We start from the raw sequence: 24,912 nt of genomic DNA, 5'->3' as shown, positions 1-24,912 counted from the left end.
ACCCTGCCCCGGCCCGGTGGCACGACTGCGGCTGCCCCTATGGAGTGCTCCCCCCGGCCGAACGGCTCAGCGGCGGCTCGGGAGCCCCGCCGGCGAACGCGCCCACGGCGGGGCCGCCCCGGCCGAGGTGCGCCGCGATCCGGCCGGTGCTGCAATGGAACTACCCGGTGTGCGGGCTCCAGTGCTGTTGCCCCGCATCCCGACCGCCACCGGCGAGGACGGCGAAGATGCATCGGACGGGTGCCCAGTTCCGGCTGACCTGTGGTCCACAGACCGTCGTGGTCGTGGAGTTGGGCGGCGCCCTGCGCCATTACGCGGTCGCCGAGCGCCCAATCGTCGACGGCTTCGACGCCGACGACCCGATCGAGGGCGGACGCGGACAACTCCTCATGCCGTGGCCCAACCGGATCGGGGACGGCCGGTACCGCTGGAGGGGGCGGGAACTCCAATTGCCCGTGAACGAGGTCGAGCACGCCAACGCCATCCACGGCCTGCTGCGCTGGACGTCGTGGCAGCCTGTGGAACAGACGGACGGCCGCGTGGTGCTGACGACCACGCTCTGGCCGCAACCGGGGTACCCGTTCCACCTGGTGGCCCGGGCGGAGTACGCCCTCGACCGCCAGGGCCTGACGGTCACGCTGACCGCGCGGAACGTCGGCGACGCCCCCGCCCCGTACGGAGTGGGCCAGCATCCGTATCTCGCCGTGGGACCCGGCACGGTCGACGACACCCTGCTGACCGTTCCCGCCCGGACCTGGCTGCGCACCGACGATCGCGGCCTTCCCGTCGCGACCGAGGCGGTCTCGCAGGCCTCCAACGACTTCGGTGCGCCCCGGCCCATCGGCCCGCTGCGGCTGGACACGGCCTTCACCGACCTGCGACGGTCCGCCGACGGGCGCGCCGTCGTACGTCTGTCCGAGCCGTCCGGTGCGTACGGTACCGATCTGTGGCTCGGCCAGGGTGCCGACTTCGTACAGGTGTACACCGGGGACACGTTGGCCGAGCCCTACCGGCGCCGGAGCGTAGCCGTGGAGCCGATGAGCTGCGGACCCGACGCCTTCCGCCGCGACCCGGCCCAGGTGCGCCTCGAACCGGGGGCCCGGCACACCCTGCGGTGGGGGCTCGCACCCTGGCGAGGGTAGGGGGTGGGCCGCATTCGGCCAGACGCATCCGCTTCCACCCCGGCGGCAAGACCATCGTCGTCCCCCTCCTGATCCGTGCCAGCCGCCCCGCCGCCTGATCTGCACCCCCGACGCTCTGGCCCCCGGGCGCCGGCGCACCAATGGGCGCCCGGGGGCGTGGCCCACCCGTTCGGGTCCGTGTACGCCTGTGGGGTGCGGCGCATGCGAGGCGTGGGCAGGGGTTCCCGTGACGGCTACCGTGGTGATCGCCTAGACCGCCACGACACCCGATCACCCCACAAGCGCAGAAGGTCGAGCCCGCGCCGAGGGGCTGGGGCCGGCCCGCGTGAGGCGCTCGGCGAGCTCGCATCAGGGCGCAGCGGAGACGGTCCGGCCGAGGCGCAGCGTCTTTGCCGGCCCGTGCCGGGATGTCCCCTCCCACGGGTGCCAGGGCGCGGCGTCCGCCAGGTGCGGCGCAAGCCCGTCCAACCGCGCGGCGAAGTTCGTCAGGTGGCTCAAGCGACGGTCTGCGCCTGACTCCCGCCGCGGCGAGGTGAGGCGGGGGCGGGGCAGGAGCACGGCTGTGCTCCTGCCGGCCCGGCACGGGCGGGGCGCCCTGGTTAGTCGTTCAGGACCTTCACGGCCCGGTCGAAGGCCGAGTCCTTGGTTCTGGTCGAACTCCTCCGTAATGAAGACGGCGTTCCGTGGCGGATGAACAGCACGGTGCTGTAGCCGTCGGTGCGCCAGGTTCCGTCGGTGGTCGGCTGGTGGGCGGTGGCGGCCGGCGCGGCTGCGCCGACGAGGGCCAGGGTGACGGCGGTGGCCGTGAACGGGTACCGACCCACCATCGCCGACCCGGAATCCACCGCGCCATCCCGCTGCCCGGTCCGTAGGCGGTGGGGGCAGCCCCCACTACCCGCGGTGCCCCGGGGGCATGCACGGGGAGATCCCCACCCGGAGTGCGTCCTCCGGAATCCGACCAGCCCCTTTCCTCGTCCGCTCCCCTCAGGCGCCCGTTGCCAGGGGTCCGCGCGCCCGCTCACCGCACGCGGCGGAGCCTCCCCGCTGGAACACTTCCAGCGTCAACCTCCATCCGCCGCCCGTTGTGGGGGTGTCCGTGCGGCCGCTACCGGTCGGCGGTGAGCTTGCCCGCGGAGGCCCAGCTGTCGGCGGGGACCTCGTGGATCCAGACCTGGACGGTCTCGGCGGGCAGCTGCAGGGTGTCAACGAAGGCGTCGGTGATCCGCGCGACCAGCTCGCGCTTGAGCTCGATGCTGCGGGGGCCCTGCTGGACGGTGACGATCGGCATGGACTGCTCCTCAAAACGGTTGCGCTATCCGGCTCCTGATGTCCGGTCTGCGCTCTGGGAACAGTCCACCGCAGAGCCCGGCGGCGAACCAGACGCGCTTCGCTCTGGCAGCGATCACGCTTCGTAATCGTGCGCGGGCCGCCCCCGGCAGGCCGCGACCAGCAGCTGCGGGTGCGGCACGGTGCGGCGCACCCCGAGCGCCAGCGGCAAGGCCGGCACCCGCTCCCGCAGCGGCCGGAAGGCGATCCGCGGATGGCTGGTCAGGCGGGCGTTGGCCGCGTACACGTCGGGGTGCCGGTGCCGATCGCGGCGAGCGTGTCCTGCAGGGTGCTGGACGCCGGGCCGGGGACGGGCTGGAAGCCGGCCCTGTGGCAGGCGGTGAGCACCAAGTCGACCAGCGCCGGATGGTTGCGGCGCTCGGTGAGCCGCAGCGGCAGTTCGGCGAGGTCCGCCAGGTCGAGCTCGGAACGCTCAGCGAGCGGGTGGCGGGCGGGCAGCGCGACCATCAACTCGTCGGCCCGCAGCGGCAGGAAGCGCACGTCGTCGGTGTCCGCGGGAGTCTCGCCGCGGACGAAGGCCGCCTCGAGGCGGCCGTCCGCGAGTCTGGCGAGCCGCTCCTGCACCGGGGCCGAGTGCAGTTCCACGCGGACCTCGGGCGCGTGCCGTTGGTAGGCGTCGAGGATCCGGTCGAGCCGCTCGCCGAGCCCGGTGATGGTACCGAGCCCGAACGTCCGGGCGCCGGGGACCGCCAGTTCGGCGGCCAGCGCCGCGGCGGCCCGCTCGGCGGCCAGCACCTCCCGGGCGGCCGGCAGGAACCGTTCGCCGGCCGCGGTGAGCCGCACGTACCGCGGCGAGCGGTCGAACAGCTCCACCTTCAACTCTCGCTCCAGCCGGCGCACCTGCTGGCTCACCGCCGGCTGGCCGAGCATCAACCGGTCGGCGGCCCGTCCGAAGTGCAACTCCTGCGCGACGGCGACGAAGCACCGCAACTGGCGCAGCTCCACGTGATCCCCCGGTTCCGGTCCCTGTCCTGATCTGCGGCGGCCCGCGAAGGCCCCCGGGCAGCGTACGGCCGGGCCGGGCCGCTCCCGCCACCGGGGACGCCCTCGCCGCCGGGGGCAAGGCGAGCGCGGACAGCTCGGTCAGTCAGATTGCGAACCGATTGCCGAACCACGTTGGCGAGATGCGCATGGAGGCGACGGGCTGTCAGTCACCGTCGGGGGGTGAGGACCTGTCGGACGATCTTGGCGACAACGGAGGGGTGCATCAGCAGCGAGGATGGGGCGGTCATGTTGGCCACCTTGACGAAGCGGGTCCAGACGTCGGCGTCGTGCCGGGCCAGTGCGAAGACCTGCTGGTTGTACCAGTGGGCGAAGCGGGCGGCCAGTGGTTGGCCGGCCGGGCTCCACATCAGGTCCGAGGTGGTGGACAGCGACCACGGCACCTTGATGATCCCGGCCGCCGTGCGCAGGTACTCCTGGCTGAGGCCGGCCAGGCCCGTACCCGCCGAGCAGCGGCGGCGGAGCAGCGAGCCGAGTGCGTCGGCCTCGATGGCGGCCACGGTCAGCCCTTGGCCGTAGACGGGGTTGAAGACGCAGAGCGCGTCCCCGATCGCGATCAGTCCCTCCGGCCAGCCGGGGTTGCGGTGGTGCAGACGCCAGGTGCTGCCGGGATTGGTGTAACGGTGCAATCCGTCGTGTCGACTGCGGCGGGCGATCTGCTCGGCCAGCCGGGGGTTGTCCAGGCTGCGCGCGTACTCCAGGAATCCGTCCGGGTCAGCCGGTGGGTGCTGCTCGAAGCCGAACAGCGAGCAGACCCAGCGGCCGCGCTCCACCGCGAGCATGGCGCCGCCACGACGCACCGACGGGGCGAAGGTCATTTGGTAGGCGAGGTCGTAGTCCTTATCCCCGGGGGCACGGTCGAAGACCATCGTGGTGTAGGTGATCTTCGCCTTCACCGTCTTCCTCGCCGACACCGGCAGCCGAGCCTCGCCCAGCCAGTCGTCGATCGAGGTGGTGCGCCCGGAGGCGTCCACCACCAGGTCCGCGGCGACCGCCCGCTCCCCGCCCTCCTCGCTCCGGTAGCGGATCCCCTCGATCCTGCCGTCCGGGCCCCGGCCCAGACCCACGACCCGGGTGCGACAGAGCACCTGAACCCGAGCCAGGTCGAGCACCCGGGACCGGATCCGAAGTTCCAGCTCGTCGCGGGTGAAGGACTGGATGCGTACTCCGGTGCTGGTGCGCACGGCGTAGCCGGTAGGCAGCAGGAAGCTGATCCGCTCGCCGTAGTCGTAGACGGGCGCGCCGAGCTGCTCCAACTCCGCGCGCAGCCCCGGGAAGAGCAGCTCCAGCGTCTGGGCGCCCTTGGCCAGCATCGCGTGCGCGTGGTAGGACTGCGGTGCGGTGGGGTGCGCACCGGTCGTGCGGTCGACCACGTCGCGCTCCAGCACCAAGACCTCGGCGAAGTGGTCGGCCAAGACTCGCGCCGCCAGCAGGCCCGCGTAGCCGCCGCCGATCACCACGGCGCGCGCCCAGCCGGAGCCGCCCGGGGCCATTGCCGTGGACGTACTCGCGTTCGTGTCGGCGATCGTCTCCGGTGCCGTGGCGTCCATGTCAGCGTCCGTCATGCCGGTCCCCGTCCGTCGAGCCATCGGAGGCCCGGTCGGCCCCGTCCGAGCGCCACTTCACCGTGCTGATGCGGGGGCGATCAAGAGCGGTGAAGGGGCGCGCGGGGGTGCATCAGGGGGCGCTGACGGAGGAACGGAGCGCGCGAGGTCGATCTCATGCGGGCGGGACCGACTCCACAGCACGTACCGACGCCCGCCGACCCGCCCGCAAGCCCGGACTTCGAGCGGGGGCTCGTACGGCGCCAGTCCTGACCGAGTGGCCGAGCTGCGGCGACGCCCCCCGCTGACGAGGTGACCGTGCTGGTCGCTGCCCTCAACGTGTTGCCATGACCAGCACGGACACGACATCTCCTAGTCGTCGATGCCGAGCACTGTGCCGTACAGGCGGTCCACCCGCAACCGGATGACCACCCGTCGCTCGGCAACCAGCTGCTTCAAGAAGGCGCTTTCATCTTCTGGTTTCGCGGCCTGCGGGATCATCCCAAGCACTTCCTGCCCGACGGCGTCGCCGGGAACGGTCGTGCTGTCGGAGACCTCGGCCTGGCCTTCGGCGACGGCGAACGACCACACGTCATCGCCCCGTACGTGCAGGGCCACCAGCGGATTGCGCTGCACATGCCCGTCGAGAGTGCCGAACTGCTGCTTGCCCAATAGGTCGGAGAGGGCTTCGTCGGACAGGGGGCGAGGTACAGGTCCTTGGGTCATGTCGTGATCAACGCCTCTGACCGGCCGGTAGTTTCCCGGGGCTCGCGGCGCATGTCGGGCACAGTCAACTGGCCCTGCTGCTGCCCAGTCTGCTCCCCCGCGCCATGGAGAACCGGCCGGACGACAACATCGGGTCGAATTGCTGCTCCACGACGCACCCCGGTCCCGTACGGTGACCACTCGACCAGTGTGACCATCCGACGACTCGGCGGCCCGCAGTGCCCCGGGCGTTGTCCCGCCGGTCGACGGGGCCGGGCGGCCGGGCCGGTCCTGCCGGCCGGTTCAAGCAAACGGGGCGAACCCCCTCGCCACCCGACGGGTTTGGGTTAGTGTCGGCGCTCTGCATAGCCGCGTACTGTCGGTGGGTGCATGGTGCCGGGGGTGGGGAACATGGCGGAGGCTGCTGCGGCACGCGCCGCGGCACGGGGTGCGTCGCCGCGCCCCGAGCGGACTCCGGTCGAGACGGCGGTCCTCGCCGAGTACTTCGCCATCGGCGACCGGCTCGTGGTGTTCGTCATGCGGCCCGAATCCGACCACCCGGAAGTGGTCGAACTACCGGTCGGACTCGGGCAGGTCACAGCTCTGGTAAGGGATTCGGTCGTCGCACCGGGACCCGACGGCAGGCCCCTCGGGGACGCCGGGGAATGGGCGCGGACCGCCCGCGCACTCGTCGAGCCCGCCCTGCGCCTCAGCCACCCCGGCGAGGTTCTCTGGTTCGTCGCTCACGACGTCCTCCACCTCCTGCCCCTGCACGCAACTCCGTTGACCGACTGGGGATGGCTGCTGGACCGCAACCCCGTCTGCTACGCCCCCAGCGCGACGGTGATGCGGCACTGCCGCCGCAAGGTTCGTAGCGGCGGCCGGGGCGCCCTCGTCGTGGGGGACCCTGGCGAGGACCTCGGGCACGCCAGGGCGGAGGCCCTGACCGTCGGCGGCGTGCTGGCCTGCGACCCCCTGATCGGCACCCGGGCGACCCGAGCACACATACTGGACCGGCTGGAACAGGAGCAGCCGGCGCTCGTGCACTTCGCCTGCCACGGGTCCTTCGAACCGGCCGATCCGATGTCCTCGGGGATCGATCTCGGTCCCGGCGCGGACGACCGGCTGACGGTCCGGGACCTGCTGGGCGTGCGGCTGCGCCCCGACCTCGTCACGCTCAGCGCCTGCCGTACGGGCCTGCACGTGCGGGCGCCCGGCGACGAACTGCTGGGGCTTTCACGGGCCCTGCTCCATGCCGGTGCCCGCGCTGCCGTACTCAGCCTGTGGAACGTGGCGGACCTCTCCACCCGGCTGCTCATGGAGCGGTTCTACGCGGAGCTGGGAACGAGCGCCCACCTGACGGGGGCCCCCGGCCGGCCGGGGCGCTCCGGCCCCGCCCGGCCCCCGGTCGAAGCACTGCGAGCGGCGCAGCTGCACCTCAAGTCGTTGACCGTTCAGAAGGCCATCGACGGCTTGCCGGCGGAGTCCGCGTCGGCCGTGGACGATCCGGAGCAACGACTGACCTCACTGCTCGCACGGGCCCAGTTGCAGGTGGCGGCACTCGACCCCGGGCAGGCGGCCGCCGGCTACAGAGCGGCGCTCGACGTCCTGCCGGCCCTGCGGCGGCCGGCGCCCGCGTCCCTGGCTGCCCGGCTCTCGGAACGGGCCGCGCTGCTGCGCTTCAAGGCTCGCGTTCCCGCCTCGCCGGACTACGACCGGCGGCCGTTCGCCCACCCCTACGCCTGGGCACCCTTCGTCCTGCACGGCGACTGGTCCTGACTCCCGCCCCCCGCTGTTGAGGTATCCCATGATCCGACTGACCGACAGAGTCCGGCCGCTGGCCGTGCTCGCAACAGACCCGGAGACGCCGGGCCGTGGCCGGCCCGCCTGTGCCCCCGTCAGCCCGGCCGCTGACCGCGCGCACGACGCTCCCCGCCTCCACGTCGACCACATGTCGGACCTGGACGACCTCACCATCGGTGAGGCGGAGGCACTGGCCCTGCTGGCGGCGGACGGTACGGACGGGCTGGTGATCGTGCAGGACGGCCGGCCGGTGGGCCTGCTGCCCTGGGACGACCTCGCGGACGCGCTCCCGCTGCGGACCGACGAGTCGGAACGGCCCGGCGGTGGGATCCCGATGACGCCTGCGCGCTGCTACGTCTGCCGGCACTGTGATCCGCCAGTGCGCCGACTGCCGCGGTCGGGGCGGGAATCTCCGGTGTGCCCGGAGGACCTGCGGCACGGTCCGATGGAGCGGGAGGTCACCTGGTGCTGACGACCGTCCTGGCCCAGGGGGCTTCGGTGTTCGACCGCAGAACGCTCCTGTCCGCGTTCCTGCCGGCCGTTGTCTTCTGGGGCCTGACCACTGCCGTGGCGCTCGGCACCGTCGCGGGCCCGCGGACCGTGTTGCACGGCTGGCAGGCGGCGGGCACGGTCGCCCAAGGGCTGGCCCTGGCCGCCTTCTTCGTCTGGTCCGGCCTGTGGGCCTTCCTGACCGCCGCCATGAGTAACCGGTCCATCCGCTTCCTGGAAGGCTACGGTCCACGGCGGGGCTTGGCTGCCGCGGTCCGTGGCCGACTGCGCGCACGGCACGTGGACGCCGTGAACGTGCTGGTAGACGCGGACACCGGCTTGGAGGCCCGGCAGAGGGTTCTGCGTGAAGCGGGCCTGGTCCTGATGCCGCAGAGCACGGCGCAGGACGGCGTGGACGCCCCGCCTGCCGGCGGTCCTGCCGGAACACAGCAGGCACACGGAACCGACCAGGAGCCCGGAACCGCCGAGGAAATGGAACGGCTGCTGAGGCGGTGTGAGTCGGCCGGTGACCTGAGCGACGAGGACCTCCGGGACCTGCCGGGCCGGTTGCAAGCCTGGTGGAACTGGTCGGTCGCCCGGCCCGCCGTCCCCGGCGGCACGGACCGGGCGGAGCTCCGACGTCGGCTGGACCCGGTCGTGCGCGTCCTTGCCGAACGCATCGCCAGGGCGGAGCGGGCGGTCGAGACGGAGCGCGCCGAACTGCTCGCCCGACTCAGCACCTATCCCGCTGACCGGTCCGAGGTGATGCCCACCGCCCTGGGCAACGTCGTACGCGCCTCGGAGGGCTACGGAGCCGAGCGGTACGGGATGGACACGGTGCTGGCGTGGCCCCGGTTGTGCCCGCTGCTGCCGGATGTGGTGGTGAAGGCCGAGGCCCAGGCCCGCACCGTCCTGGACCTGTTGCTGAACGTGTGCCTGTCCGTCGTGCTGTTCGGGCTGCCGCTCTCGGTGGCCGTCGCGTGCGGTGGTGTGATCCCGTTGCCGTGGTGGGTACCGCTCGTTCCGCTGTTCTGCGCCGTGGCCATCCGGTCCTGGCCGGCCGTCCTGCTCTCTGCGGCGGCCTTCGTCCCCGCGGCGCCGGGGCTGCCGGACGGCTGGTTCCACGACTGGTCCAGCGGCCCGGTCGGCGCGGGGTTCCACACGGGTCTGACGGGCCTCGCGGTGGTCGTGCTGCTGGCCACGGCCACGTACCGGGCCGCGGTGGAGAGCGCCGTCACCTGGGGCGAGCAGTTGAAGGCGGCTGTGGACCTGTACCGGTGCCGTCTGCTGGACGAGTTGAACGTGAGGCGTCCGGCCGATCCCGAGCAGGAGCGTCTCGTCTGGGGCGAGGTGACCGGTTTTCTCCACCGCGGCTACGCGCCGGACGCGGCCCTGGTCGGCTTCGGGGACGCGGAGGCGTCCGACACCGGGTCCGGGAGCCCGCGGCAGTACCCCGTACCTGTCCGGCCCCTTCCCGCGTTCCACCCCGTGGGTCCGGGCGACGTCCAGCCGCGCTGTCTCCGGCAGGACCTGCCGGACGAACCGTGCGCGGGCGCCGCCGAGGACATCGTGGGCCGGATCCCGCTCCAGGCCCTGGAAGCCGGCCGCCCGGTCCCCGTACGCCTGCTGCTCGGTCCGCACGGAGCCGGGGACGCGGGGGGACCGCGCGCGGAGGGCGGTTCGGGGCGACCCCCATCTGCGGGCCCGTTGACCGCGGTGGGTGTCAGCGTCACGAGCTCGGACGGCCTCGGGGGTACCTTGCTTCCGGGCGACCGTGTCGACCTCTCCCTCTTCGCCGCGGACCACGGCGTCACCTCGGTGTACCCAGACGTCCTCGTCCTCCGATACGTGCCGGGAACCGCCAGCTCCGCGCCGGACGCCGGCAGCCCGGACACCCTTGTGGTGGCCGTCGAACCCTCACTGGCATCGGATCTGATGCGATCGGCCCGCAACACGACAGCCGTGGCCACCAGACCACTCCCCCTTCCCGCAACCGGCAACCCGGTCGACCTGCCCGCACCCGCCCACCTGCCCCAGCCCACCAACCCGCCCGAACCGGACCCGCATCCCGGGCCCGCCGCCGCCCCGCCCGTCCCCGGAGGGGCGGGCCCATGACACGCCGGCGCGACTTCGAACAGAGCCTGCGCGCCCTGCTCACCGCCCCGGGGCCAGACACACGGGCGCTCAGGCGCGGGCTGCGCCGACTGCCTCCCGTCGGCGCAGCCGAGATCCTGGCCATGCGGGAGGCCGGGCTCCAGCTGATCAACGACGTGTCGGTGGAGGCTACGTGGCCGCTCGCCCGACTGCGCAACCTCCTCCTGGCGCTCGCCAAAAGGGATCCCGACGCGGCGCCGGGACTCCTCGTGATCGCCCACGAGGTGGAGCTGGCGGGAGCCGGCCCGTTCGGCACCCCCGTGCAGCTCCTCAACTACCGCGGTTGCGTGCTGGCCGAGCACGAACGGTTCCGTGCGGCCACCGCGCACTTCTCCGCCGCAATCGGCGCCGACCCCGCCTTCGTGCCCGCGCTCGTCAACCGTGCGCTCTGTGCCCTGGAACTCGGCGAGGAGGGCGAGGCCCGCGCGGATGCCGCCGAGGCGCTGCGGCGGGACCCGGGCCACCCGCCCGCCCGGTACGCCGACCGACTAGTGCGGACTCTGCTTCGCCTGGCGGACACCAGCCCGCTACCCGTCGGACTGGTGGCCGCCGAACACGGGCTGCGCGTGCGACTGCGCACCTACGACCGCCCGTCGCTCCCGACCGAGGTCGGGAGCGAGCCGAGCTGGGACGAGGCCCCCTTCACTCCCCCGCCACCACCGCCGGGGAAAGCTGACGCGGCGGAACTGAACTGCTACGGCGTCGCCAACGGCCGGATCGGCCGGTACGCCGAGGCGGTCCGCGCCTTCGAGGCGGCGCTGGTCAAGGACCCGAAACACAAGCGGGCCCGGCACCACCTGGCCAAGGCCCACCAGATGGCCGGAGACCACGAGCGGGCCTTGACGGTACTGCGGCAGGTGAAGAAGCCGGACGCGGAAACCTGGACCCTGCGCGCCCGGTCCCTCAGGGCCCTGTGGCGCATCGAGGAGGCCCGGGCCGCCGACGCCCGGGCCGACGCCCGTGAACGCCGGCGGCGTGGCACCAGCATGCCGCCCGACCTCCCCGATCTGTCGGACCTCCTGCGGGCGCTGGCCGGCCGACCCGTCGCCCTCGAACCCTGGAGCCACGAGGACGTCGAAGCGGCCCTCGCCCAGCTGACCCGTCTGTCCGCGCGGGGCCACCACGACATGGCACTGCGGCTGCTGATCCGCATGGCGCAGCGTCCCGCGCCGACCCCGGGGCAGCGGGCCAGGCTCCATGAACGGCATGCGGTCGCCCTCGCGGGACTCGGCCGGCGCGCCTTGGCCCGCGACCAGTACTCGGCCGCCTTGGCGTTACTGCCCGAGGGCTCATGCGACGACCTCCGGGCGCGCTGCCTGGAGGGAAGGGCCGACTGCGCGTCGGACCACTCCGGGAAGGCCCGTACGGAGGACCTGCACGCGGCGCTGACGGCCGCGTCGCGGACGGCGGACCGGTCTGCGGAGGCACGACTGCGGGCCCTGTTGGGTCGCGCCGCGCGGGCCGCCGGACGTCCGCACGCGGCAGCGGCGTGGTACCGGTCCGTACTGGAGCCCGCCCGTGAGGCGGAGGACTGGCGGACCGAGGTCGAGGCCCTGCACGGGTGCGCCGAACTGGCGAAACGGCTGGGGCGCCCCGAGGAGGCGAGCGCGTACGACAACCGGCTGGGCCACGCCCGCCGCGCGGCGGGCGACCTCGCGCTGGGGCTCGACGGCGACGTGGACGCGGTGGTCCTGGTGTGCCGGCGGACCTTGCTCGCCCGCGCTCCCGGCAGGGCCGTCCCGGTGGGGAGCAGCAGCGAGGACCTGGAGGAACTCCTCGACCACGCGGAGCGGCTTCGCGGCCCGCAAGGGCGCCCCGCCGACGCCCTGGCCTGCTACTACCCGGCGCTGGCCGTCTGCCTGCAACGAGAGGACCCGGGGGAAACGACGAGGTGCCTGACCGGAATGGGCGCCGCCTACGAGACGCTGGCGGAGCGGACCGCGGGCCGGGCGATCACCGAGTTGACCGCACGCATCAGGGAAGGGGGCACCGCCGACACCGGGCGGAGCCTGATGAGTACGTTCGCCGATATCGCCCGAGCCCTGACCGACGGGGAGCCCGGCGAACTGACCGGGTGCGCCCGCGCCGCGTTCCGGTGGGCCCTCGCGCTGGGTGGCAGCCGGGGAGACCAATCGGCCCAGGCCGCGGCCCTGGGCAACCTCGCCGTGACCGAAGCGCGTCTTGGGAACCTCGACACCGCGGCCCGCTACCAGCGTTGGGCCCTCGGGGTGCACCTGCGTGCCGAGGCCCACGACCACGCCCGCATCACCATGGGGCACCTGGTGAGCATCACGGAGCGGCTCGGTGACGCAGAGGACGCCGCCCGACTGCGCCGGCGGATGAGGGAGCTGGATCATGGCGACGCACGCTGATCCGGGCGGGGCGCACGTCGGCGAGTGGCTGGCGGCCGTCTTCGGTGGGGACCTCGACGCGGGGGACGCCGTCGTCGAGCTCCGGGCCCTGCTCCGGGAAGCACCCCCGGCACTGGCCGAGGAGCTGACCGGCCAGCTGGCCGACCTCGCACGACACGCCCATGACCACGAGGACCGCAACGGCGTGGGCACGCTGCTCGCCCTCCTGGACACCGCCGCCACCGCCACCGGCACTCGTGCCGCCCGCGCGCAAGCGGAACTGGAGCACGGTCTGTACCTCCTTCACGCCGGACTTCCGGGGGACTCGATCCCCAGGTTCTCGCGCGCGCTGGAGCTGGCGGACTCCCCCGGGAACCGGTGCCGTGCCGTCTTCCACAGCGGCATGGCCTGGATGGAACTGGGAAACGCGGCCGAGGCGGAAACCGCGTTCCGCAAGGCGCTGGCCCTGGCGACCGAAGCCGACGACGTCGAGGGGCTGGTCCAGACCGCCAACCGATTGGCGGCGCTCGCCGTCTGGCGGAATGCGCCCCGCGAGGCGGACGAGATCGTGAACGCCGCCCGGGCCCGCGCGGAACGCGCCCGCCGACCGGACCTCGTGCTCTACCTGGTGACGGCGTCGGCAGTGCGGTTCGCGAACAGCGGGGAACTCGCCAGGGCCGAGGAGGAGTACCTGCGCCTCGCCGAACTGGCATCGGCCGGAGGGTTTGCGGAGCACGCCCCGGAACGCCGGGGAGCCGAGGCGGCCTCCCTCGCGGGCCGGATCACCTTGCGACTGCGGCGCCAAGACCTCGCGGGAGCGGCGCTACTGGCTCCCCGACTGCGCGCACGCCTCGCCGACCTCGGCACGAGCGAACTGGTCAGGGACCTGGTGCTGCTCAGCCAGGTGGGCATGCTGTCGTGCGACCTGGACGAGGCATTGACGGACGCGGTCCGGGCCGTGGAACTCTCCGGCGGTGACCGGCTCCGTCCCGAGCAGACGCAGGCCCTCGCCCAGCTGGCCTCCGTCCACATGATGAGGTGCGCCTACGAGCCCGCCCACCGAACCTGCCTCGCGGCGCTGAGCCTCATCGAGGACAGCCGAGCCACCGTGGGCGACGCCCAATCGCGGGTGGCCTTCGTCACGGACCGCTCCGAGCTGTACCAACAGGCGGTGCGGCTCTGCCTGATCCTGGCCGACACCTTTCAGGACCCGGCGTACCGCACCGAGGCCCTGACCTGGGTGGAACGCATCAAGTCGCGCACGCTCGGCGAATTGATGGGCCTCGGCGGTGTCGACGCACCCACGGGCGTACCCGCGCACGTGGTGGAAGCGGAGCACGAACTGGTGCGGCGCGTCCGGGTACACGAGTCCGCCGGCGGTATGTCCCGCCACGAATACCACGAGGCGTGGCGGCGCCTGGAGGCACTGTGGCGGGAGATGGAGGACGCAGCCCCCGAGTACGTGGCACTGCGCCGGGGTCGCAGCGCGCGTCCCGACCAGATCCGTGAGCTGTTGGGCGGCCCCGACCGTACGGCGGCCGCGGGCGCCGTGGCCACGGGGCCCGACAATGCCCAGTCCCGGCCTGCGGCTGCATGGGAGGCCCCGCTCGGGACGTACGGTGCGCCACCACGGGATCCGCTGGGGGCGTACGGTGCGGCCCGCGAGGTGGAGATCGCACTTCCGGGGAGCGGGAGCCGGCGGGTGCTGATCCTCCCCGAGACGCACGCGGACAGCCGCCGGCGGATGGTCGACCGCATCAGTCGGCCCACGCCGGTGGACGACCGCCTCGTGGACCTGGTGCGCAACCTCGCGGCTGTCGATGCCGCCTGGTGGACGCGGTACGAGGCGGCCGTGGCCGGAGGCCGCGTGCCCGACGCGGAACAACTCGGGGAACTGTTGCGGTGCTGCGTGGCGCGGTGGGGCTCGGCCGACCAGCGTCGTGCGGCGGACCGTTGGGGGGACGGCCGCCTGGTGTCCCGACTGTGTCGCGCCCTCGCGGTCGGTCCTCCCGACGAGGCCTGCTGGGCGCCGGTCAGGTCCGTCCTGCGCAAGGACCGTGAAGCCGTCGAAGCCTGCCGCGTCCTGCACGACCGCCGGTTGCTGCCCGTCGGTCCGGCCGCTGCGGCGCTCGCCCGGGAGAAGGACCGGCTGTCCACGTACTTTTTCGACTGCCTGGCGCAGGAGGTGCGCGCCGCCTCTCGCGGCGGCCCTGCGGGCGCGGCGGCCGCACGGTTCCGGCTCGGTGTGCAGGCGGCCGTGCTGCTCGTACCGGGCGACGCACGCCTGCTCGCGGCGGGCGCCGCGTTCATCGAGGACTTCCCCGAACACCGCTACGCCTGAACCGGCGCCACGACACCGCCCGCCCGACTCAGGCGGCAGGTCACGGGCATGCGAGGCGTGCGGCCCGTGTCAGGCGGCGTCGGCACTCTCATGCCGGGGTGTCCGGGGCCGTCTGTCCCGGATGCGGGATCTGGTCACGGCGGATTCACAGCCCCTACCTGCGATTTCCTGCTGATGTGCCCAGCGGAGGCAGACGGGTCGCTCTCTGTTTGCGCGTCCGCAGGTTCCTCTGCCCCGTCATCTCGTGCGGGCGGCGGACATTCGCCGAACAGCTGCCGGGCTTGACCCGTCGGTACGGCCGACGGACCGAGCGCCTGCGGTCGACACTGGCCGCAGTCGGCCTCGCGCTCGCCGGTCGGGCCGGTGCCCGCCTGGCGCGCGTCTTCGGTGTGTCCGTGAGCCGCAGCACGGTGCTCAAGCTGGTCGAAGCGTTGCCCGACCCCGAACTTCCAGCCCCGAGGATGGTCGGCGTCGATGAGTACGCGACCCGCAAGGGGCGTCACTACGGGACTGTCCTGGTCGACGTCGAAAGCCGGCGTCCAGTGGACCTGTTGCCTGACAGGGAGGCGTCCAGGCTGGCGGCTTGGCTCGCGAAACGGCCCGGGGTGGAGGTGGTCTGCCGGGATCGGGCACCGTTCTTCGCCGAAGGTGCCACGGCCGGGGCACCGCAGGCGGTGCAGGTCGCGGACAGGTGGCATCTTTGACACAACCTGAGCGAGGCTGCAGAGCGGTGCGTCGCAGACCACCGCGGATGCTTGCAGGTCCTGGCGCCCGATCCAGCCCAGCCTGCCCCGATCCGGAGAAGTTCGAGGACCCCTCCGGCTCGCCCTGGCCGAGGGGACATCGCTTCGCCGACCGCACCCGTGCCAACCACGCGACCGTCCAGGAACTGCTGGCCGCCGGGCTGAGCCGGAGGGCGGTCGGCCGCCAACTCCGGATGACCTCCCTCACCGTCAAGCTCTTGGCCGACGCAGCAACCCCGGAGGACCTGTTCCAGGGGCAGTGGCAGGGCCGGCCATCCAAACTCGACGCCTCCAAGCCCTACCTGGATGACCGCTGGAACCAAGGCTGCACGAACGCCTGGAGGGTGTGGGAGGAGATCGTGCCGCTCGGCTATCAGGGCAGCTACCAGCGGGTTCGCGCCAATTTCCGGGAGAAGCGGCTCTCGCCAAACCCCCTCACGGCTCGGCCACCCTCACCCCGGGTCGTCGCCGGATGGATCCTCCGCCGGCCAGAGACCCTCAACGAGACGGAGCACCTTCGGCTCAAGGCCGTTCTGGTCCACTGCCCTGAACTGGACGCCCTCACCGGCCACGTCCGCTCCTTCGGGCAGATGCTCACCGAGCGCCAGGGCGAATGGCTGCCGCAGTGGCTCGATGCCGTCCGGCAAGATGACCTCCCCGGCCTCCATACCCTAGCCGCAGGCATCGACCGTGACCGCGATGCAGTCATCGCCGGCCTCACCCTGCCCCGGAACTCTGGGGTCGTCGAAGGCCACGTGAACCGGATCAAGATGCTCAAACGCCAGATGTTCGGCCGGGCCGGCTTTCATCTTTTCCGCAAGCGTGTCCTGCTCTACTCGTGAAGCACAGGTCAGACCGCCGCATCAACGAGGCCGAAGCCTTCCGGAAACCCTTCCAGGAACTCCCGCCGCGCGGGGTCGGACTCGGCTTCGGCCATCGTCCCGAGCAAACCGATCAGTTCGCTCCGTTGGTCGTTCGACAGCTGGCTGACCAGGTGGGCGACGCCCTCCAGGACCTTGACGGCGTCGTCCGGGTCCATCTGCTCGTCTTCACTGCCCTCGATGAACCACAGGACATCGACCAAGGCCTCGGCCAAGGCGTGGGTCAGAGACGAGTGCACAGGCATCAACGCGGTCTCCCAGCAGGTCAGGACAGCAGAGTCCGGCCATCCCACCACACGCCACTGACATCACACTCAGTCAGCCCTCCACGGAAAGTGAGCCAGAACCCGTTCTCGCGGACGGAGCCACGTGGTTCGACCAGCCGCGGCGCACTTCCTCCGGGAGTTGTTGGTACCAGGTCTTCACGAGGTCCTTCACCGGCCCCGGGATCAGCGGAACCGTGGTGTCGGCAAGAACGATCAAGGTGTTGTCGGGGCGAGCGCGTTGACCCGCCTCCACGATCACATGATCATCCGTGGGTGGTGCGTTGATCACTTGAGGGTGCCATGGTGTTTGGACGGCGGGAGACCGGTCTAGGCTGCGACAGTCGCTGGCCGCCGAGGTCGGCGTGGCGAGGAAAGGCAAACGATGCCGCAAGCGGAACACGCGACCGGCCCGGCGGGCACACCGGGCCGGCGAACGCTCAGTGCGGCAGAAGCGGCCCGGATGGACGCCGTGCGCCGCTACGACATCCTTGACACCCCGCCCGACGGCGCGTTCGACCGCGTCGCGGCGATGGCGGCCCGGCTGTTCAAGGTGCCGGTGGCGAGCGTGACGATCGTGGACGAGGACCGGATCTGGTTCAAGGCCGCACACGGTCTGGAGGGCGTGAGCGAGATCAGCCGGGAACCGGGGCTGTGCGGCTCGGCGATCCTCGCCGACGAAACACTGGTGATCCCGGACACACTCACCGACCCCGTCGCCGTCAATAACGGCCTGGTCACCGGGCCGATGGGCGTCCGTTTCTACGCCGCAGCCCCGATCATCACCGGCGACGGGCACCGGCTGGGCACCGTCAACATCCTCGACACCCAGCCGCGTCTGATCACCAAGGACGACACCGCCACCCTCGCGGACCTGGCCGCGATCGTGCTCGACGAGATGGAGATGCGCCTGGCCGCCTTGAACGCCCTGCGTACCGAGCAGGAGCGGCGCATCGAGCAGGAGGAGGCCCGGCAGCGCGCGGACCAGGACAAGAACGCCATCCAGGCGTTCGCCTCCACCCTCCAGCGCACCCTGCTGCCGCCGGCACTGCCGGTGGTACCGGGCCTGGAACTGGCCTGCCACTACGCCACCGCCTCCCCGCAGAACGTGGGCGGCGACTTCTACGACGTCTTCCCCCTCGGCGGGAAGAGGTGGGCGTTCTTCCTCGGAGACGTGTGCGGCAAGGGCCCAGAAGCCGCCGCCCTGACCTCCCTGACCCGCTACACCCTGCGCGCCGCAGCCCTGATCGACCCCGACCCCGACGTCGTCCTCACCTCGCTGAACACGGCGCTGCTCCTCGACCCGGCTATCGGTACCCGGTTTTGCACCGCCGTCTTCGGCGTCCTCGAACCGCACGAGAGGGAAGGGTTCACCGTCACGGTGGCCACCGGCGGGCACCCCCCGGCCTACCACCTGCGCGCCTCCGGATCGGTAGAAGCGGTGCAGCCCAAGGGAGGCATGCTCATCGGCGCGCTCGCCGGCGCGCACTTCGCCTCCCTCACCATTCACCTCGGCCCGGGCGAAGGACTGCTCCTCTACACCGACGGGCTGACAGAGGCCCGCACCCTGGGCGGAGACATGATCGGAGAAGAGGGCCTGACTCGTTTCCTCGCCGCGCGCACCGGGCCCGTCAGTGCGGCGGAGGTCATAGAGGATACCGTCGACCTCATTGACGCCATGCCCCATGGTGCCGGCGACGACGTCGCCCTGCTGGCCCTGTCCGTCCCCCTCGCCGACGCCGCAGATGGCCTCACCGCGACCGCTACCGCCCACTCCATCGCCCCCGCCGGCGAGACGTCGGAGAGCCGACCGTGACCGATTTCAGCCTCACCGCACAGCACACCGAAGGCGACCTCGCCCTGGCCCACGTCGCCGGGGAACTCGACATAGCCACCGCCCCTCGCCTACGCGCCCAGGCGCTGGCGCTGATCGAACAAGGCCACCGGCACCTGATCCTGGACCTCGGGGCCGTCACCTTCTGCGACTCATCCGGCTTCAACGCCCTCGTCGGCATCTTCCGCTGCGCCAAAACCGTCAACGGCACCCTGGTCCTTGCTGCCGTTCCCGACCGCCTTGAGCGGATGCTGGACCTCACCGGCCTGAGCGCCGTGCTGCCCGCCCACCCCACCGCGGCCCACGCCCTCGTCGCGCACACCCGCAGTCAGGACACGACCCCCGCGTAGCCCCCCCCTCCGGTGGCCGCCCACCGCAGCTGCACGAGGTACGGGGGGAACCGCGCAATGGAGCAGTCCGAGTTGGAGACCGGGGTGCGGAGGCCGGATACGGCCCTGGCCGTCCAGGAGGCGACCATGGCCGGGCGGAGTCCACGCAGGTCGCGACGCAGGTGGGGATGACCTCAACGTTCACCGCGACGCACACCGGCACATGGGCGGTGATGGCCGCCGACAGTGTCGCGCTGCTGGTGGGGATCTTCCTCGGCATGGCCATCGCCAAGGACTGACGGCCCCTCCCGCCCTACCGGGATCCGCCATCCGGCGTTGCGCCCCCGCCCTCTGCCCGGTTATACGATCGGTCAGAAGGCGGCTCGCTGTGAGGTGCCGGTGTCCGGCAGCGGATCGCGGCACTCGCCCGGTGAACGTTCCCCGTAGCGGTGGCTACAGACCGCGGCGGTCGCCGCACACCGTGGACCTGCTGCTGGAACGCTCCCGCGTCCTGGCCGAGCGGGTTGCCGACGGCCGCCTCGGAGTGGTGGGGCTGTCTTACCGGCTGGCCGACGGCAGTGCACAGCTCGTCGCCGCCCGCGGCCTTGAGGCCGAGGTTCCTTTCGCGTCCTGACCGCCCCCGCGCACCGAGCCGACCGCCCAGCCCCGGCGGCCCGGGCGGGCCCGCTGGCCTTGGGCTGTGAAGTGGGCCGGCGGTGGGGGACGGTCGTGGCCGACGAGGGGCGGCAATGCGCCCGGCTGCCGGGGCCGGGAGCCGGGAGGGCGTCGGTGCTGGTCACACGGTGGGCCGGGGCCCTGCGGCGCGGCGGAGCCGGTTGGCGATCGCCAGCCCGAGCCCCTCTTCCGCCGGCAAGGACGCGACGATGAGGTCGCATCCCTTCTGGTCGAGTTCGCGAAGGAACCCGTACAGGCCGCGCGCGTAGGCGGCCATCGAGGCGGGGACCTCCACCACGGCGTGCGCCTTCACTGGCGCCCCGGTGAAGAAGGTGGGGAGGAAGACGCCCACCTGGTGCCCGAGGTCGGAAGCGAGTTCTGCCTCGGCGATGACCTTCTCGGGCTCGACGAGGACGACCCGCGCACGCGGTGCGTAGTGGGAGGGATGCTGGCCCGGCACCCGGACGTGACTGGTCGAGGGAACCGCCAGCGTGTATCCCAGCACCGCTTCGAGGTCCTCCCGCGTCACCCCGCCGGGGCGCAGGATGGCCGGGATCTCGCCGGTGGCGTCGACGATGGTGGACTCGACGCCGACCGCGCAGGAGCCGCCGTCCAGCACGAAGTCGACGGCGTCGCCGAGCTCGGCACGGACGTCGTTCGCGGTGGTGGGGCTGACGGAGCCAAAGCGGTTCGCGGAGGGGGCAGTGATACCGCCGCCGAAGGCGGAGAGCAGTGCGAGTGCGACGGGATGGTCGGGCACGCGCACGGCGACCGTCTGAAGGCCACCGGTCGCTTCGAGGGGCACGCGGGGACCGCGCCGCAGGACCAGTGTGAGGGGCCCTGGCCAGAAGTGTTCGGCCAGCAGGCGGGCCGGCGCCGGTACATCCTCGACCCAGTCGTCCAGCAGCTCCGCCCTGCCGATGTGGACGATCAACGGGTGGGAGGGCGGGCGCCCCTTGACTTGGAAGATCCGTGAGACGGCGGCGCGGTCCTCGGCGTTGGCGCCCAGACCGTAGACAGTTTCGGTCGGGAGGGCCACCAGGCCGCCGGCGCGCAGCACCCCGGCCGCCTTCTCGATGTCATTGGTACTTGCCGTCACCCTCGAATCCTCTCATCGTTCCGCATTGCCAATGCCGTGATCGCGCCGACGCATGACGTCGGGACCACGGCCGACAACACCGAGTGTGACCCAGGAACGAGGGCGGGGAAGCCATCACGGTTGTGCACGCCTGCGCGGGCCGAGGACTGCGGCTCCCGTTCATCCTTCGCCGGCATGCTCAGCGGCCTCGCCTCCCACTTCCTCGGCGCGTAACCGTTCCACCCGCGCGGCCGGGCCATCGAGGCAGCAAACTCGCCGCGAAAGCCGCGGCGCGGCTCACGCCGCCCTTGATGAAGACGCGAATCAGCGGCGAGCCGGCACCACGCCGCACACGTCCGCCTGCCGCACCACGTCCGCAGCGATGACAGGCGTGTCGGAACTCTTTGCGCGAGTCCCGCTCGAGCGGGTCTTCCTCGCGGCAGCGCTCCCGCTGCGGCTCCTCTTGCCGGACCGCGGGCAGGTTCGAGGTGTACCGGGTCTTGGCTGGGGCGGCATCAGCGCTCACGCTCCTCACGGCCACCGCGACTCCCTCGCGCGTGAGGTGGCTTCGCCGCCTACGCCGCCATGCCTGTCACTGAGCACATCCATTCCAAGTGGGCTCGAAGCGGGCGAGTGAAGCGTGGAGAGGAAGGCTCGCGTCGGGAGGCGCCGCTCCCGGCAGGACCCCGAGAATCTGGACGAGCCCCCCTGAACCATACGCACCGGTGGTGCGGCAGCCCTCGGCCAGAGCGATCAGGACCTGGCGCTCGGCCTCGTCCACGGCGGGTGGGCACGGGTTACGGGTGATGGCGCTCGTGCCCAGCGTGCCCAGCGTCCCCTGATTGCCCGGGGCGCCATCACCACCGCGCCCCGTGCGGCTGCCTGGTCCAGGGCGCCGCGGAGTTCGCGCTCGGCCCGAGCGGACGGTTGCGCCATCCCCGCGCTGAGGTTCGGCACCCGGACGTCCAGGCACTCCCATCGAGGCGTCCGGCCACATCCCGGCCGTCCTGAGCTCGCTGCACATGGTGGGCCCGCTGCGGGCCGGCGGAGGTCCCGGCCGTCGTAGACGCTACGCGGCAACTTTTTCGCCCGCAGCGGCAACTGGCTGATGTAAACCGGACGGGCAGCCATCCTTCAAGGACAGTGAAAATGGACACCACTCGGCACAGGGCACGGCACCGCCGGCGCAGAGTTGGCCTGAGCGTCGGCATCCCGTTGGCTGCGGCCACCGCCATGGGCATGTCGTATGGCGGGGCCTTCGGAATGTTCGGCGACGACGCCCGCCCCGACGCAGGGGCTGCCACAGCGGACCCGGCGTGGGTCGGTGAGACCGCCGACGGTTTCGCCTCCGTCAACGCGCTGGGACAGAACGGCACCTACGGCGGGCGCGGCGGCGCGATCGTCACCGTCAAGACCCTTGCCGACCTGGAGAAGTATGCGACCGCCTCGAAGCCGTACGTCATCGTCGTCGCGGGGACGATCAACATGTCCCCCAAGGGCAATGAGATCAAAGTCGCCTCGAACAAGACCATCGTGGGAGCGGGTACTGCAGGGCAGATCGTCGGCGGGGGGTTTTTCCTGGGCCAGGGCGTCCACAACGTGATTCTCCGGAATCTGACGATCCGTGACTCCTATGCCGGCACGTGGAACGACAAGGACCACGACTGGGACGCCATCCAGATGGATGGTGCCCACCACGTGTGGATCGACCACAACAACCTGCGGAACATGGCCGACGGGCTGATCGACAGCCGCAAGAACACGACGTATCTGACGGTGTCCTGGAACCAGCTGAAGAACGACAACAAGGCCTTCGGCATCGGCTGGACCGACCGCGTGACCGCCGACATCACGATCCACCACAACTGGTTCCACGAGACCGAGCAGCGCAACCCGTCGACGGACAACGTGGCACACGCACACCTTTACAACAACTTCCTCCAGGACGACCCGGACTCGACGATCACCTCCTCCTACGGCAACTACGCACGTGGTGGGACGAGGATGGTGGTGGAGAACAGCTACTTCGAGGGGCTGACCAACCCCGTCATCAAGGACGGTACGGCTGCCCTCGTGCAGCGCGGCAACGTATTCGTGGACACCAAGGGCCGCAACGAGAGCGGCGGCGCGGCCTTCGACCCCAAGACGTACTACCGCTACACCCTCGACGCGGCAGCCGACGTCCCCTCGAAGGTGAAGTCCGGCGCCGGCCCCCGAGCCGACATCGGCAGGGTGACGACCGCGGCGGCGACCACCCTCACCGTGGCCAAGGACGGCTCCGGCAGGTACAAGACGGTCCAGGCCGCAGTAGACGCCATTCCCGTCGGCAATCCCTCCCGCGTGGTCATCTCGGTCAAGCCGGGCACGTACCGCGAGACGGTGAACATCCCGGCGAACAAGCCACACATCACCATCCAGGGCTCGGGCGCGAGCCGGAAGGACACGGTCATCGTGTACGGCAACGCGGCAGGCATGCGGAAGCCGGACAGCTCGGGCACCTACGGCACTCCGGGCAGTGCCACGGTCGCCGTCCGGTCAGACGACTCCCGGCTCCGCAACCTCACCGTCTCCAACGACTTCGACGAGGCCGCGAACCAGTCCTTGAACGGTCATCAGGCAGTCGCTCTGCTGACGGCCGCGGACAAGATCGTGCTGGACGGCGTCGTCGTCACCGGCGACCAGGACACCTTGGAGATGGAAACCGCGGCGCCGGACAAGCCCGGCCGCGTCTACGTCACCAATTCCTACGTCGTGGGCAACGTCGACTTCATCTTCGGTCGTGCCACCGCGGTCATCGACCAGTCCGTCATCACCCTCAAGAAGCGCTGGGACGGTACCTCGGCCGGCTACATCATCGCCCCGAGCACCCCGGCGGGCCGCAACGGGATACTCATCAACCGCTCCACGGTCAACGGTGACGTGGCCTCGTCCTCCTTCCAACTCGGCCGAAACTGGCATCCCGGCGGTGACAAAGCGGTCGACCCCCAGGCCACCGTCCGCGACTCCACCCTCAGCGCCGCGATCAGACGCACCCCTTGGACCGACATGGGTGGGTTCTCCTGGAAGGAAGACCGGTTCGCCGAGTACATGAACACCGGTCCGGGCGCCGGCCCGAAGAGCCCAGACCGGCCGCACCTGACCGACGCGCAGGCCGCATCCCAGGAGGTCTCCGACTGGCTGGGCAACTGGACCCCGTAGTTCGGTGGGACCCCGGGGCCCGGGCGGCCGCCGCCGGGAGCCCCGGGGTGGTGGATCACTTCAAAACACCTGACTTCGCGCTGCGGGGCGAGCCCGGCCACGGCTGCCTCATCCCGCTCGACTGCACGACGGGCCGGAATCTGGTGACTCCGGCCGTGTCTCCGCAGCATCTGCGAGGTTCCCGACAGCGTCATGGACTTGTGGAACCGCCGCCCGATCAGGGTCTGATCCGGAGGAGCGTCCATCGTTGGTCCGGCCAGCCGTGGGCAACCGGGCCCTTGGCCAACTCTTCCTCAAGTACGGCGAACAGCCGGTCATTCAGCGTTGGATGGGCCGCCGGGCCGCGGAACGGACCGCTCCTACGGCCGGAACACCCCGCGATGTCACGGCCGGGCAGTTGATGACGCGCCCAGCCGTCACGGTGTCGAAGGACGCCAGATTGCCGGCGCAGCCCGCCTGATCAGCCCGGAGCCACCTCATGCGCCTGCCGGTCGCCGGCCCCGACGGCTGCCTGGTCGGCATGGTGCTCGGCCGCCTCCCAGCGGCCGCGACCTACTGAAGGTCCGCCTCCCGCCGGACTCCGACATCGGTGCCGAACTACGCGAACTGATCACGTATCGGCTCATCCCGCACGGCCACGAAGCGGTCCGGCCGAGGTCTACGTCCACGTCGCGAGCGGCATCGTGGATCTCCACGGCGTCCTGCCGGACCCGGGCCCCGAAGACGCGCTCGTGAGGGCAGCCCGCACCGTGCCCGCAGTCGTGGACGTCAAGGCAGAGTTCACCGTGGCCATGACCGCCTGAGGCGACGCCCGTCATGAGACACCGCAGCGTCGCGGACCAGACGGTCAGCCCTGGCGGTTCGTCTTCCGCCCCACCAGCGGTGTCACCGAAGTGCGCGGCGACCCGGAACGCGTCATGCCCGCACCGACCCCGACCACCGCGCCCTGCACCTCGGCTGCGGTGCGACCCTGTTCAACCTGCGGGTCTCCGCTTGACCGCGGCGACCGCGCCGGGCGTCGTGCGGGGGGGCG

The 24,912-nt window shown here is 71.7% G+C and carries 20 protein-coding genes and 2 pseudogenes; 12 read left to right on the top strand and 10 right to left on the bottom strand.

The genetic code is table 11. The features are described from left to right. Nucleotides 1–227: 227 nt before the first annotated feature. On the top strand, nt 228–1,142 hold the full coding sequence (locus tag IE207_RS21375; protein WP_190185863.1) for an aldose 1-epimerase family protein: 915 nt from the start codon (nt 228–230) through the stop codon (nt 1,140–1,142). Between the two features lie 599 nt (nt 1,143–1,741). Here the strand turns inward: IE207_RS21375 and IE207_RS21370 are convergent. From IE207_RS21370 to IE207_RS21350, 6 genes are all read right to left on the bottom strand, one after another. Further along, nucleotides 1,742–1,969, bottom strand: a complete 228-nt coding sequence (locus IE207_RS21370) for a hypothetical protein (protein ID WP_190185914.1) — start codon at nt 1,967–1,969, stop codon at nt 1,742–1,744. A 278-nt stretch (nt 1,970–2,247) separates the two neighbouring features. Next, nucleotides 2,248–2,430, bottom strand: a complete 183-nt coding sequence (dmpI, locus tag IE207_RS21365) for a 4-oxalocrotonate tautomerase DmpI (protein WP_190185862.1) — start codon at nt 2,428–2,430, stop codon at nt 2,248–2,250. A gap of 114 nt (nt 2,431–2,544) precedes the next feature. Then, nucleotides 2,545–2,715 carry a hypothetical protein gene (locus tag IE207_RS33330; protein ID WP_229873865.1) on the bottom strand — a complete coding sequence of 57 codons (171 nt, stop codon included), beginning with the start codon at nt 2,713–2,715 and terminating at the stop codon, nt 2,545–2,547. Beyond that, nucleotides 2,691–3,434: a LysR family transcriptional regulator gene (locus IE207_RS21360; RefSeq protein WP_229873864.1), complete on the bottom strand. Its 744-nt coding sequence runs from the start codon at nt 3,432–3,434 to the stop codon at nt 2,691–2,693. The genes IE207_RS33330 and IE207_RS21360 overlap by 25 nt, the downstream gene beginning before the upstream one ends. A gap of 206 nt (nt 3,435–3,640) precedes the next feature. Beyond that, the gene (locus tag IE207_RS21355; protein ID WP_190185861.1) at nt 3,641–5,056 is read right to left on the bottom strand and encodes an NAD(P)/FAD-dependent oxidoreductase; all 1,416 of its coding nucleotides are present in this window, start codon (nt 5,054–5,056) and stop codon (nt 3,641–3,643) included. A gap of 351 nt (nt 5,057–5,407) precedes the next feature. Beyond that, a complete protein-coding gene (locus IE207_RS21350) occupies nt 5,408–5,761 on the bottom strand; it encodes a pyridoxamine 5'-phosphate oxidase family protein (RefSeq protein WP_190185860.1) in 354 nt (117 codons plus the stop codon). 390 nt (nt 5,762–6,151) lie between these two features. Between IE207_RS21350 and IE207_RS21345 the strand changes: the two genes are divergently transcribed. The 7 genes from IE207_RS21345 (at nt 6,152) to IE207_RS21315 (ending at nt 16,463) form a co-directional block, all read left to right on the top strand. Further along, the gene (locus tag IE207_RS21345; RefSeq protein ID WP_190185859.1) at nt 6,152–7,519 is read left to right on the top strand and encodes a CHAT domain-containing protein; all 1,368 of its coding nucleotides are present in this window, start codon (nt 6,152–6,154) and stop codon (nt 7,517–7,519) included. A 28-nt stretch (nt 7,520–7,547) separates the two neighbouring features. Beyond that, the gene (locus IE207_RS21340; RefSeq protein ID WP_190185858.1) at nt 7,548–8,015 is read left to right on the top strand and encodes a hypothetical protein; all 468 of its coding nucleotides are present in this window, start codon (nt 7,548–7,550) and stop codon (nt 8,013–8,015) included. Next, nucleotides 8,009–10,147, top strand: a complete 2,139-nt coding sequence (locus IE207_RS21335) for a CpaB family protein (RefSeq protein WP_190185857.1) — start codon at nt 8,009–8,011, stop codon at nt 10,145–10,147. The genes IE207_RS21340 and IE207_RS21335 overlap by 7 nt, the downstream gene beginning before the upstream one ends. Beyond that, entirely contained in the window at nt 10,144–12,558 is a 2,415-nt protein-coding gene (locus tag IE207_RS21330; protein WP_190185856.1) for a tetratricopeptide repeat protein, read from the top strand. The genes IE207_RS21335 and IE207_RS21330 overlap by 4 nt, the downstream gene beginning before the upstream one ends. Next, complete coding sequence (locus IE207_RS21325) at nt 12,542–14,878, top strand: hypothetical protein (protein WP_190185855.1); 2,337 nt, start codon at nt 12,542–12,544, stop codon at nt 14,876–14,878. The genes IE207_RS21330 and IE207_RS21325 overlap by 17 nt, the downstream gene beginning before the upstream one ends. Before the next feature lie 98 nt (nt 14,879–14,976). Continuing rightward, the gene (locus IE207_RS21320) at nt 14,977–15,582 is read left to right on the top strand and encodes an ISL3 family transposase (protein ID WP_190185854.1); all 606 of its coding nucleotides are present in this window, start codon (nt 14,977–14,979) and stop codon (nt 15,580–15,582) included. A gap of 47 nt (nt 15,583–15,629) precedes the next feature. Beyond that, complete coding sequence (locus IE207_RS21315) at nt 15,630–16,463, top strand: transposase (RefSeq protein ID WP_190185853.1); 834 nt, start codon at nt 15,630–15,632, stop codon at nt 16,461–16,463. An 8-nt stretch (nt 16,464–16,471) separates the two neighbouring features. On the opposite strand, the gene IE207_RS21310 is transcribed toward IE207_RS21315, so the two are convergent. Further along, nucleotides 16,472–16,747: a hypothetical protein gene (locus tag IE207_RS21310; RefSeq protein ID WP_190185852.1), complete on the bottom strand. Its 276-nt coding sequence runs from the start codon at nt 16,745–16,747 to the stop codon at nt 16,472–16,474. A gap of 73 nt (nt 16,748–16,820) precedes the next feature. Beyond that, entirely contained in the window at nt 16,821–17,057 is a 237-nt protein-coding gene (locus IE207_RS21305; protein WP_190185851.1) for a hypothetical protein, read from the bottom strand. Nucleotides 17,058–17,228: 171 nt separating this feature from the next. Between IE207_RS21305 and IE207_RS21300 the strand changes: the two genes are divergently transcribed. The 3 genes and pseudogenes from IE207_RS21300 to IE207_RS21290 form a co-directional block, all read left to right on the top strand. After that, nucleotides 17,229–18,581 (top strand): PP2C family protein-serine/threonine phosphatase, encoded by a 1,353-nt coding sequence (locus IE207_RS21300; RefSeq protein WP_190185850.1) that lies wholly within the window; start codon nt 17,229–17,231, stop codon nt 18,579–18,581. Beyond that, complete coding sequence (locus IE207_RS21295; RefSeq protein ID WP_190185849.1) at nt 18,578–18,949, top strand: STAS domain-containing protein; 372 nt, start codon at nt 18,578–18,580, stop codon at nt 18,947–18,949. The genes IE207_RS21300 and IE207_RS21295 overlap by 4 nt, the downstream gene beginning before the upstream one ends. Nucleotides 18,950–19,403: 454 nt before the next feature. Further along, nucleotides 19,404–19,562, top strand: a pseudogene (locus IE207_RS21290) (carbonic anhydrase); the annotation flags it as partial. A 162-nt stretch (nt 19,563–19,724) separates the two neighbouring features. On the opposite strand, the gene IE207_RS21285 reads toward IE207_RS21290, so the two are convergent. Then, nucleotides 19,725–20,702: an L-threonylcarbamoyladenylate synthase gene (locus IE207_RS21285; RefSeq protein WP_190185848.1), complete on the bottom strand. Its 978-nt coding sequence runs from the start codon at nt 20,700–20,702 to the stop codon at nt 19,725–19,727. A 1,128-nt stretch (nt 20,703–21,830) separates the two neighbouring features. Between IE207_RS21285 and IE207_RS21280 the strand changes: the two genes are divergently transcribed. Beyond that, nucleotides 21,831–23,879 (top strand): pectinesterase family protein, encoded by a 2,049-nt coding sequence (locus tag IE207_RS21280; RefSeq protein ID WP_190185847.1) that lies wholly within the window; start codon nt 21,831–21,833, stop codon nt 23,877–23,879. Nucleotides 23,880–23,971: 92 nt separating this feature from the next. Here the strand turns inward: IE207_RS21280 and IE207_RS21275 are convergent. Beyond that, nucleotides 23,972–24,222, bottom strand: a pseudogene (locus IE207_RS21275) (helix-turn-helix domain-containing protein); the annotation flags it as partial. Nucleotides 24,223–24,912 lie beyond the last annotated feature (690 nt).

It is taken from the genome of Streptomyces cirratus (assembly GCF_014650775.1).
Lineage (GTDB): Bacteria > Actinomycetota > Actinomycetes > Streptomycetales > Streptomycetaceae > Streptomyces > Streptomyces cirratus.
This window is presented reverse-complemented; position numbering and strand designations above follow the sequence as displayed.

Excerpts from the sequence above, each read along its gene's own strand:
- IE207_RS21375 (WP_190185863.1), top strand. The coding sequence starts at position 228 with ATGCATCGGACGGGTGCCCAGTTCCGGCTGACCTGTGGTCCACAGACC.
- IE207_RS21370 (WP_190185914.1), bottom strand. The coding sequence starts at position 1,969 with ATGGTGGGTCGGTACCCGTTCACGGCCACCGCCGTCACCCTGGCCCTC.
- dmpI (WP_190185862.1), bottom strand. The coding sequence starts at position 2,430 with ATGCCGATCGTCACCGTCCAGCAGGGCCCCCGCAGCATCGAGCTCAAG.
- IE207_RS21355 (WP_190185861.1), bottom strand. The coding sequence starts at position 5,056 with ATGACGGACGCTGACATGGACGCCACGGCACCGGAGACGATCGCCGAC.
- IE207_RS21350 (WP_190185860.1), bottom strand. The coding sequence starts at position 5,761 with ATGACCCAAGGACCTGTACCTCGCCCCCTGTCCGACGAAGCCCTCTCC.
- IE207_RS21345 (WP_190185859.1), top strand. The coding sequence starts at position 6,152 with ATGGCGGAGGCTGCTGCGGCACGCGCCGCGGCACGGGGTGCGTCGCCG.
- IE207_RS21340 (WP_190185858.1), top strand. The coding sequence starts at position 7,548 with ATGATCCGACTGACCGACAGAGTCCGGCCGCTGGCCGTGCTCGCAACA.
- IE207_RS21330 (WP_190185856.1), top strand. The coding sequence starts at position 10,144 with ATGACACGCCGGCGCGACTTCGAACAGAGCCTGCGCGCCCTGCTCACC.
- IE207_RS21325 (WP_190185855.1), top strand. The coding sequence starts at position 12,542 with ATGGCGACGCACGCTGATCCGGGCGGGGCGCACGTCGGCGAGTGGCTG.
- IE207_RS21315 (WP_190185853.1), top strand. The coding sequence starts at position 15,630 with ATGCTTGCAGGTCCTGGCGCCCGATCCAGCCCAGCCTGCCCCGATCCG.
- IE207_RS21310 (WP_190185852.1), bottom strand. The coding sequence starts at position 16,747 with ATGCCTGTGCACTCGTCTCTGACCCACGCCTTGGCCGAGGCCTTGGTC.
- IE207_RS21300 (WP_190185850.1), top strand. The coding sequence starts at position 17,229 with ATGGACGCCGTGCGCCGCTACGACATCCTTGACACCCCGCCCGACGGC.
- IE207_RS21280 (WP_190185847.1), top strand. The coding sequence starts at position 21,831 with ATGGACACCACTCGGCACAGGGCACGGCACCGCCGGCGCAGAGTTGGC.